The organism is Flavobacterium sp. Root935, assembly GCF_001429295.1.
In the GTDB taxonomy this organism is placed as follows: Bacteria; Bacteroidota; Bacteroidia; order Flavobacteriales; family Flavobacteriaceae; genus Flavobacterium.
The window spans coordinates 318,495-329,453 of the sequence record NZ_LMJL01000007.1 but is presented as its reverse complement, the minus strand read 5'-3'; the positions used below and the strand labels follow the sequence as shown (position 1 = coordinate 329,453).

The 10,959-nt window shown below is 35.5% G+C and carries 3 protein-coding genes and 1 pseudogene; 1 reads left to right on the top strand and 3 read right to left on the bottom strand.

Annotated features, from left to right (window positions below; all coding sequences use genetic code 11):
- Positions 1-251: 251 nt before the first annotated feature.
- The 3 genes from ASE40_RS02900 to ASE40_RS02890 form a co-directional block, all read right to left on the bottom strand.
- Positions 252-2,138 (bottom strand): DUF11 domain-containing protein (locus ASE40_RS02900; RefSeq protein WP_206742869.1); only part of this gene is annotated, 1,887 nt, incomplete at its 3' end.
- A gap of 129 nt (positions 2,139-2,267) precedes the next feature.
- Positions 2,268-6,329 (bottom strand): T9SS sorting signal type C domain-containing protein, encoded by a 4,062-nt coding sequence (locus ASE40_RS02895; RefSeq protein ID WP_057115294.1) that lies wholly within the window; start codon positions 6,327-6,329, stop codon positions 2,268-2,270.
- A 405-nt stretch (positions 6,330-6,734) separates the two neighbouring features.
- Positions 6,735-7,217 (bottom strand): regulatory protein RecX, encoded by a 483-nt coding sequence (locus ASE40_RS02890; protein ID WP_057115293.1) that lies wholly within the window; start codon positions 7,215-7,217, stop codon positions 6,735-6,737.
- Between the two features lie 278 nt (positions 7,218-7,495).
- Between ASE40_RS02890 and ASE40_RS22570 the strand changes: the two are divergent.
- Positions 7,496-10,708: pseudogene (locus tag ASE40_RS22570) on the top strand (beta strand repeat-containing protein); the annotation flags it as partial.
- Positions 10,709-10,959 lie beyond the last annotated feature (251 nt).

Sequence of the window (10,959 nt, the reverse complement as noted above, 5' to 3'; positions counted from 1 at the left end):
AGGAAGTAAATTATGCGTCCATAAGTAAACAGCGCCCAGATTATTATTAAAAATTAAATCTTCTGCATCAATTGCAGACGGATAAGGGTTGCCGATAAAATTCCACTTGTTTGCTGTAACAGAGACATTTATATCTCCGTTATTCGGCACACCTGTAAAAACGCCAGTAAAAGTACTCGGCGTATTGATGTCAAAACTCTGCGGACCTCTTATGCTGTATCCTTTTCCGACTTCCATATCCATGTTTCCANCCAGTAAAAAAACTTATCGTACAATGTCCCCGCTGAAAACTGATTCATTTTAAATCCTGTTTTCGTAACCGGCATTGACCAGTATGTTAAATCATATCGTCGTACTGACGTTTCTCTTTTGTAAATAATATCTCCTGTGTTTATTGCATTTGTTGTTTGTAATAAGCTTGAGCCGCTTTCAAAAGTTAACTGACCGTTTGTTGTAATGCTGTTAGTAACGGTTAAAGTCACTCCACTAGGTATTACAACAGAAGCTCCAGAATTAACAAGCAAAGAACAAATAGTTGTATTGGCTGTAAACGGCTGATTTGGATTTGTGGAGCTAATAATTGCTCTTCGAGTTATAGTCGGAAGACCACTGGACCAACTAGATCCATTCCAAGTAGTTGAAGAATCTTCGCCAATAGCCGTGCTTGATGTTAATGGTGAATTACAGCCTCCGATACTTACCCTGAAAAAATAAGAACCTACAGCTAAATTTGGTACAGTAAACGTAGATCCAGTGCCACTATAAGTAGCAGAAGCAGTTCCTGTCTGTGTAATCTGCCAAGTTCCTGAAGCAGGTAAATTTGTTAAATCAATACTTCCTAAGCTTGCACAGGTAACAGGATGTACCGCACTAATTGTTGGAGGTGCAAGCAGGATGGTAATTGTTGCATTATTATTGTTATAATCATCTCCAGAAATATCTGTGACAGTATTTAAAGATGGATCAGTTCCTGTAACTGTAGCAGAATTAACAATTCTTCCTGCAGCAACATCTGCTGGTGTAACTGTGTAAGTTGCCGTTATTGTTGCTGTTTGATCGACAGCTAAAGAAGAAATTAGATTACTTGAAAACACCATTCCAGGCATTGGGTCAGAAACACTGATATTTGTAATTGGAACTTGTCCTGTGTTTTTTATATCAAAATTGTAAGTGATGACGTCGCCTGCTTTACCACATGATGATAATGTTGCTTTTTTAATCATACTCAAATCTGCAATTTTTAAAGATTTTGTATTGAAAGCTATAAAAGCACAATCTGAGCTTCCTGAAAAAACTACTACAAAACGATCGACCTGAGCCGCATTTGCAGAAGTGATGCCAAAAGAACTAGTCTCGATTCCCAGCATTCTAATGTCTCTTGTAGCTGCTGGTGTAAAAGCCGTTACGCCATCTGTCGCTCTAAATAAATCTAAACTGTAAGTTCCAATAACCGAAACAGAATTAAAACTAACGGATATTTGATTACCTACAGTGTTTCCTGCTGCATCAACAAATTTAAATATATCTTCAGTTCCTGTTCCTCCTGGTTCGGCAACTTGGGTAACGAGTAAATCTGGAATATTGTCATTTATGCCTAGTAAATTTAAATTGTTTGTTCCGATTTTAAATTCCGCAGTACCATTTGGAATGTTGGCGATTCCAGTTCCTAAGCTTAATCCATTCTTGCCATCTGTAAGTCTTGAAGCCCTTTCGCTTCCAGTTGATACAGCTCCTGCTAATGGTGGAATTAAGGTGGTTCCCGTTGCTGAGCCATCTATCATCGATCCTTGTAAAAAATAGGTGCTTGTGTTTGCTCCTAAAGTTTGAATTTTTAAAGCTCTAAAGTTTTGCGCATTATAAGAAACAGAATTTGTGTTTAATTTATTATCCTCTACACCTGTCGAGAAAGTTTGGCCTCTCCATTCAAATGCTAATAAATTATTGACATTGTCAGGACGATTTCCTACGCCTGTTGCTGCATTTGATGTCCAGTAACCAGTTCCTGTTTTATTCCAGTCAGTATGAATTCTGGTTATTGTATTACTTTGGCCTGTAATTTTTAATGATATCAGAAAAAAGAAAATAATTGTTTTTTTTAATGATAAAGAACTGAAATTCAATAGCTTTTTTGTGCTCATGAAATTTGTGGTTAAGATTGGTTGATAATGGGCTTTTTGGGTATGCTTTTAAATATTTTATATAAATTTTCTAACACGCAAAAATCCGACATTGATTAGGTGTCGGATTTTGTTATGAGTATAATCTCATTAATTAAAAATTATCTTTTTCGTGACTGTATGGTCATTATCTAAAATAACTTTAGCTAATAAAACTTGATTGCCAGACTGTAAATTTGATATCTGGAATTCATTCAAATCAATTTTGTTTTTAGTATAAATTAATTGACCTCCAATATTATAAATCTGTACTTCTTTTATATTTTCAGTAGTAGAATTTACTTTTATAACTTTTGATTGTACAGAAACTAAAACCCCGCTTTCTGAATTTTCAAAATCATCTGTTCCTAAAGTTTTAGAAGTATAACGAAGGACAAAACGATCTGTAAATGTTCCTATTGCAGTTTTAAAAGTATAGTTTTCTTTGCGTAGATCTGTCATTTTTCCTGTTGTTTTGTCCTCTAAATAAACATTCTGCGTTTCAAAAAAACCGTCGGCACGGTCAATTGCAATAGTAAAATCACCTTCGATTGTAGATTTATATCCCAATGGGACTATATCGCTGTTCTCAAATGGAAGTGCACGTCCCTGAATTGACAATTTACTGGTTCCGTTAACAGTATAAAAATCTACAAAACTGTTGCCCGAGATTGTTGTTGCATCAAAGTTGTAGTCAATACCATTTGTTGCTCCCTCAACATATCCAAGCAATGCTTGTTTATAAGCTCCCTGCGTATTAGTTAATGTCAGCCATAAGCGGTTTTTTTCTATTCCGTTTGTTTTGGCAGTTTTATAGAACTGTGTATTATTACCTCCTACACGCAGATTGTTTTTGAAATTTACCGTCGATGTGGTCGGTTTTGCAATGAATGATTGGCCCGCTCCGATATAACCTTTAAATGGTCCGCCAACTTGAGGTCCTTCAACCTGTCCTGTTCCGTTAATTACTGCATAATCATCACTTGCATAATAATATGTCGAGCTTCCTGCTACAGTCTGAGCTGGAAGTAAATTATGCGTCCATAAATAAACAGCGCCCAGGTTATTATTAAAAATTAATTCTTCGGCATCAATTGCAGACGGATAAGGGTTACCGATAAAATTCCACTTGTTTGCTGTAACAGCAACATTTATATCTCCGTTATTTGGGGTACCAATAAATTTTGCTGTATAATCCGAAGGATTAACGGTGTCAAAAGTTTGTGGTGCTCTTATACTGTATCCTTTTCCAACTTCCATAGGCATAGCTCCGTAAAGACTGGTCTGCCATTTTGCAGTATCAGGATTCCAGTAAAAATATTTATCATATAAAGTGTCTGGTGACAAATCATGCATTGTAAAACTAGAATTGGTAACAGGCATTGACCAGTAAGTCAAATCGTAACGACGTACTTTGGTAGTTCTCTGCATTTCAAAAGCAGTTGAATTTCCACTAAACATAGTTTTACTATTAGATGTTTGAATTAACGATCCGCCGCTAAGTATTAGTAATTTTGCTCCTGTCCCTACTGTTATATCTTCATCAACAGTTAGCGTAACATCTTTAGGAACTGTTAAAGTATAATTTGGGTTGATTGTACAAGAACAAACAGTAAGATCTGAGCTTAATGTTGTGTTTGAATTAATTAGTATTGAACTATTTGCTGCTGGAGTTCCTGTCCCGTTGTAGGCAGTAGAAACTCTTAAGAAATTAACAGCAACATTTGCATTTCCTCCATCTTCTCTTAAACGAATTTCTACTCGTGAATTACTGTTTAAAGAATAGGTTGTTGGATTGTTAATTATAGTAGCCGTATTGGTATATCCAGACTGAGTAAATACTAAATTACCATCAATATATATTTGAGTGGCATCATCAGAATTTACAAGTTGTATTTGATATTGACCACAAGGAAAACCGCGGCGTTTAAATGAAACTGTAAAATTATCATCTGGCATTGGTGCTCCCTGCCAAATTGTTGCTGCAGAAGGCGATTTTGTAACACCCCAGTAAGTTTTTGAGTCAACGTTTAAGTTTGGATCTACATAATTTCCTGCATACACTGTATTTGCAAGGTTTAGATCATTTTTAACGTAACCGTAAACATTCCAAACTTTATCTCCATACACTGTTGGGTCTCCTTTTATTAAACCAAATGATATAGCTGCTCTAGATGAACCATCAAATTCAAAATATTCAAGAACAAATTGATGTGTACCAGCAGTCAAATTTTGTAAAACAGAATCTACAGTATAGCTATGCTGATTCCATCGTTCCAATACTTTTGTTCCATCTATATAAAGTCTAATACCGTCATCACTTCCAAGCATGAAGTTATAACTACCAGCTTCAGTTATATTTGCAGTCATTTTGTATCGAACAAAAAACCTGTCAGCTGGTGCTGTTTCACAAGGGATATTAGTTGTAACACCACTAACGGCCCCTTCTGCAACATTTCTGTCAAAATTTTTATTTTCTGTTACTGTTCCAATGTAAGTTGCTATGCTCGTGTCTGGTGTAGTAGTTGGAGCTGCTGGATTTGGAGCAGTATTTCCTGTCCATTTGTAAACATATCCAATCCAAGACTCATTGCCAAAAGTTGTTTGATCACCAGTTGGTATACACTTTAAAATTTCATCAGCACCCATATAAGGTTTTACCCTTGCGTCACCATCAATGTCAGTTGTAACTCCTGAAATTGGAATCCCAGTAAGATCGTTATTAACAGTAACATCTTGTAAGTGATAATCGGTACTTGAAACAAACGTTGGTAAAATTATTTTAGAATTAGAGTCTGAAACTGCTGTATTCCAGTTAGTAGGTACAGTTGTTCCTGTTCCTGGATATTCAGTTCCGTTTATTCTATTTAGAAATTTATTTGTTGCATTTGTAACATAGTAATCATTATTACTAATTTGCCCCAAAGTTCCTCCATTATTGAAAATGGCATATTGTTTATTAGACTGAGTATTAACAAAAATATTGCTCTTAATGTTTATGCCTGATCCACCTGATATATATAAACATGAAGCATATGCAGTGCCAGTTGGAGCACCACTTCCTATAATGGTATTGTAGTAAATATTTGTAGAACTTCCACTTGCAATATGAATACTGTTTCCTTTGTTATAGAAATTTCCATTATTTGAATCTGTAGTAGTGTTGTAAACATTACTTATTATGTTGTTTATAATGCTATTGACTCCGCTTGATCTACTTAAAATTCCTGCTGTAAAATAAGAATTATTATGTACTTCATTAATTATGTTATTAATTATATTTCCAGAAATTGTCCCTGAGCTTGTACCTAAAAGAATAACTGCAGCCCCGTCATTGCCTTGATTTTCAGTATTTCTAATTCCAGATATTGTATTGCCGGAAATTTCATAATTTAAAGCATAAGACAAATAGATAGCTCTAACTGGTTTTTCGGCAGTAACTGTACTTCCAATTTTGTTTCCTTGTATTTTCCACCCTGAAGGAGAATTTGCGGCAGTACTGCTTCCATTAACGTTAATTCCATCTTTCACATTAAACATGTCATTGTTTACAATGGAAATATTTGAATTAGCCCCATTATTTGTCTGGACATCAATAGTATTATTGCCGCCAATCGCGTTACTTCCCGAATAAACTCCGCTCAAAAGGTTTAATTGCTGATTACGAGTAGAAAATCTAAAATTGCTGTTTTTAATTGTAATATTAGTAGAACCTGTAGCACCATTACTAGCAATCCAAATTATCGCTCTTGCAGTATAACTTAGATTGTCGTTATTTATTAAAGTTAAATTTTTTGTATTTAAGGTCGAATTACTACCATCAATTATTATGTTGCTGGCTCCATTAAATCTAAAAACCGCTGGTACACCAGTTGAGGAATTAGGCATATTAGCATTAATAGTTATAGTCTTTCCTGCGTTTGGTTTAATTGTTAATGTATTAGTGGCAGTTGTATTAAACTGATTAATTGAAAGTAATGAGGTTAAGGTTTGATCCTCATCTAGTAAAAATTTAACAGGACCAGAAACTCCAACAGAATTAATCTGAGCAACCGCAAGCGCAAGTGTTCTAAAGTTGGGATTACTATTTGTTGAGCTGATAATATAATCGCCGCTTAATTGAGCAAACCCTAAAAAAGGCAACAATAAAAATAAAAGTAAAGTTTTTTTCATGTTAAATGTTTTCTATCAGTTTGTTATGCTGGCATAGGAGTTTTATGCGTCGCAAAGATATATACATCTACGTGCTGCAAATCAGGACGGTTTTGATAAGCTATATATATTCGATGAATTGTTAAAAAAGTCGACGAAATACATATTAAAAAATAACAACTGGCGGGATTTCTTATAAAACAACAAAAAAAAATATAAGAATAATCGTAAAATTTAACGTTTTTTGAGGTCGTTTTTTGAGATTTTAGACTGAAAAACGTCAGGTTTGGCATAAAATCCGCAAAAACGGAATATTTTACAACCAAAAGTTATTTTGTGTTAAATAAGGAATTTAATACAATTTTTGTGCAAGAGAAGTGATTTTGAAATAGTTGAAAAAATCATTTGTTAGAAGGAAAGACCATTCTAATTTTCTTCCAATTCTTTTACTTTTTCGTAAACTAAATTACTTTCATATCCTCTTCGAAGCATATAATCACAAAATTTTTTGCGTTTTTTTAAAAGATTACCTTCTGATATATTATTCCAAGATCTTTCGGCTAGATTTTCAAAAGTTTCAAAATATTCTTCAGAAGAAATTTCCTTCAAAGCCAATGTGATATTTGTTGACGAAATATGTCTTGCTTTCAATTCGTTTGTAATTCTAATCTTTCCCCAATGTTTAATACGGTGCTTACCACGAGCAAAGCTGCAGGCAAAACGAGTTTCATTAAGAAAGTCTCCTTCAATTAATTGTACGACAATACTGTTAACTTCATCAGAAGTCATTTTTAAGCTGTACAATTTAGCAACAACTTCATCATGACAACGTTCTTGATAAGCGCAAAAATGCTCTAGTTTTTGTAAAGCTTCTTTGATAGTAAAAGTACACTTCGTCGGGTTTTTCATTCTTTTTAACGTTTAAATGTAATAATTGTCAATTAGTTATAAAATAATTCTAAAATTTGTTAATATATTCTGAAAAGAAATAAATTATAACCTTGTGGATTAGGCTAATTTAAATATTTTTGTACGGAAATTTTAACATTTTGATTTCTGATAAAAGTCAGGATTTTAACATTTTAGATTTCAGTAAAATACCAAAAGACATTTACTTTTTTTTGAAAGAATGCCCTTTTTGCTTTAAGCAAACCAAAAACAAATTTAAAACAAATACCTACTGTTATATGATGAGAAAACTACTTTACTCGTTTTTATTATTTATTTTTTCTAAATTTTCTTCCAAGAGAACATTCTCGCCAAGTTTAGGATTGCTTTGTGTTGGGATGTTTTTTGTATTTATAAATACTATGTCAGCGCAGATAACGCAGCCAACTCCATGGACTAAGGCATATGATCAAGCGTCTCTAGTAGGGACAGGCGCAAACTTAGCTATTGCTATAGGTTCTAATCGTATTCTCGTTGTAGCCATCTCATCAACATATACAAGATTAGGAAGTGATGGTACTCAGGCTGATCCGACAACTATTACATATGGTGGCGTTGCTTTAACCAAAGCTACTGGTAATGGAACTACAAGTGGGCGTACCCATACTTGGTTATATTATTTGAAAGATAATGCTGTTATGGATGCCACTTCTCGTCCACTAAATGTTACAGGAGCTTCAGTGTCAAGTTCGAATCTCGCAAATATGACCGTTTGGTATAGTGTTTTTGCAGGAGTTGACCAATCGCCTGCTAGTTATACATCTGGAAATGGCTTTGATAATAGTAGTCCCAATAGTGCAACTGCTAAATTAAGTACTGCAATGTCTGTGAATACAAACGACCAAGCTATTTATATTTCTAGTTTATATAATGAAAGTTCTAATACAACTCCCAATTATACTATAAATGGAAATTGGAGCAGTGGAGGTATAAATAATGGAGGAGCTGGTGGCGGAAATGCTTATGCTTGGAAAAATGAAGTTGCAAAAAGAAACATATCTACCTCAAATATATCAGATTTAGCTACAACATCTTCTATTACTCCCAACGGGAATGTAAGATATGCTATGTCAGCTATGAGTCTACCAAGTGTAATGCCAACAATTACAAGTTTGAGTTCTACTAGTGGTTGTGTTGGTAGTAACATAACGATAAACGGAACAAATTTAACAGGAGCAACTGCTGCAAATATAAAAATTGGTGGCATTCCGGTGTCATCTGTAACCTCTGTTACTGCATCACAAATAGTTGCTGTGATTGGAAGTGGAACTACGGGAATGGTAACAGTTACAACTGCAGGTGGGACTGGAACAAGTTCCGCTACATTTACAGTAAATCCACTCCCAACAGTCTCAAATGCAGGCCCAGATCAAAATGGTAATACTACATTTACATTGGCAGCAAATACCCCGACAGTTGGTACTGGAGTATGGACAATAGCGAGCGGGCCAAGCACTTCATTAAGTCAGTTTAGCAGTACTTCAAGTCCAACCGCCACATTTACTCCTTTTGGAACAGGAACATATGTATTAAACTGGACAATAAATAATAGCTGTGGAACATCTACAGATCAGGTTTCCCTTGTTGCGAATTGTGTAAGCAATTTAATAAAAAATGGTGATTTTAAAAATGGATCTGCAGATTGGTCAATAGCGACCGCAAAAGGATGGAAAACTGAAGTTCTAACTGAAGGTGTATATTTTAGTAACGGTGGTAGTGATAATACAGCAGAATTAGATTCAGAAGCATCACTAAGACAACAAGTAACAGTTGTACCAGGGGTTTCTTATACCTTAAATTTTCTATACGCTCGAAGACCAGGGTCTCCAGCATCTGTTGCGGTTGATGCTAGAATACTAGATGGAGCCGCAACCCCATCAATAAACTATACTACCAGTAATACTAGTAGTACTCCTTTTCTTGGGACTCTTACATTCACACCAACAACATCTACTATATATGTTGAATTTTACAACTCACTAGGAACAACAACCCTTGGTTCTATTATAGATAATATTGTTTTAGTTCCAAGCGTTCAAGTGATTCCAATGGCTACAACAGTACCAAAAGGTCCTTTTAAAACCTTAACTGCATGTGCAGGCGTACCTGTTCAATTAGACGTGGAAAATGTTCCTGCTTCGGGTGTAACTTATTCATGGTCAAGTACATCTCCAGGAGCAGTATTTTCATCAACTACAATTAAAAACCCTACTGTAACCTTTTCAGCAACAGCAACAGGACCTCAAGAAGCAACAGTAGTAGTAACTTCAACAGGTGGTTGTGCTGGAACTCCTTCAACTACATATGTTAATTTAAATGCTGCACCAACAGTTTATAATGTTACTGGAGGAGGCTCGTACTGTTTTGGCGGTACCGGACTTGCTGTTGGTTTGGCTAATTCGACTTTAGGTGTGAGCTACCAACTGAAGTTAGGTGGGATTGATAATGGGGCTGCAGTTTTAGGAACTGGCGGTGCAATTAATTTTGGTACTAAAACGGCAGCGGGTATCTATACGGTAGTTGCTACAAATCCTTCTCCCAATGGCTGTGCTTTAAACATGAACGGAAATGCAGTGATTACAGTAAATCCAACCTCTGTTGGAGGCAGTGTCACAGGAGGAACAGCAGTTTGTACAGGGACTAATAGTACCTTACTAACTCTAAGCGGGCATACAGGATCAGTAACACGCTGGGAATCATCATTGAATAATTTTGCTACAGCAGGTACACCTATTGCTAATACTACTACCACTTATACAGCTACAAATTTAACAGCTACAACATCTTATCGTGCAGTTTTGACTAGTGGAGTTTGTTCTGCGGCTACTAGTAGCTCTACAACAATAACAGTAAATCCAGCTCCAACTGCACCGACAATTACAAAAAATAGTGATTTTACTTGTGGTAGTTCAGGAAGTGTTACACTAACAAATCTCCCATCAGGAAATTGGACAATTAACCAAACAGGAACAGCATCACAAACGATTACTGGGACTGGAAGTTCTCACAACATTACTGGATTAGCAGCAGGTAATTATAATTTTACTGTTACAAATGCTTCAAACTGTACATCCAGTCCAGTAGCAGCAGTTAATATAATAAATCAAACGTCTACAACAACTTGGAACGGTTCAGGATGGTCTAATGGAACTCCAGATGGTAATAAAAGCGTAATAATTGCTTCTGCTTCTGGAAATCCTTTTCCAACAGATATTGTAGCTTGTTCGTTAACGATAAGTGTTCCTAATGGAGCAGCAGACCCATTTGTTACAGTTCCAAAAGGGATAACTTTAACAATTACCAATGAAGTGATCTCTAATGGTAAACTAGTTTTTGAATCTGGAGCAAGTTTAATACAAAAGACAAATATTCAAAATACAGGAGATATTGTTTACAAAAGAGAAACATCAATACGACGATATGACTTAACATACTGGTCAATGCCGGTTACANGACATTGTACGATAAGTTTTTTTACTGGGATGCCGTCAATGCTAAATGGCAGACGAGTCTTTACGGAAACATTGATATGGAAGTCGGAAAAGGATACAGCATAAGAGGTCCGCAGAGTTTTGACACCACTACGCCGAGTACTTTTACTGGCGTTTTTACAGGTGTGCCGAATAACGGAGATATAAATGTAGCTGTTACAGCGAATAAGTGGAATTTTATCGGCAACCCTTATCCGTCTGCAATTGATGCT

Excerpts from the sequence above, each read along its gene's own strand:
- ASE40_RS02890 (WP_057115293.1), bottom strand. The coding sequence starts at position 7,217 with ATGAAAAACCCGACGAAGTGTACTTTTACTATCAAAGAAGCTTTACAA.
- ASE40_RS02895 (WP_057115294.1), bottom strand. The coding sequence starts at position 6,329 with ATGAAAAAAACTTTACTTTTATTTTTATTGTTGCCTTTTTTAGGGTTT.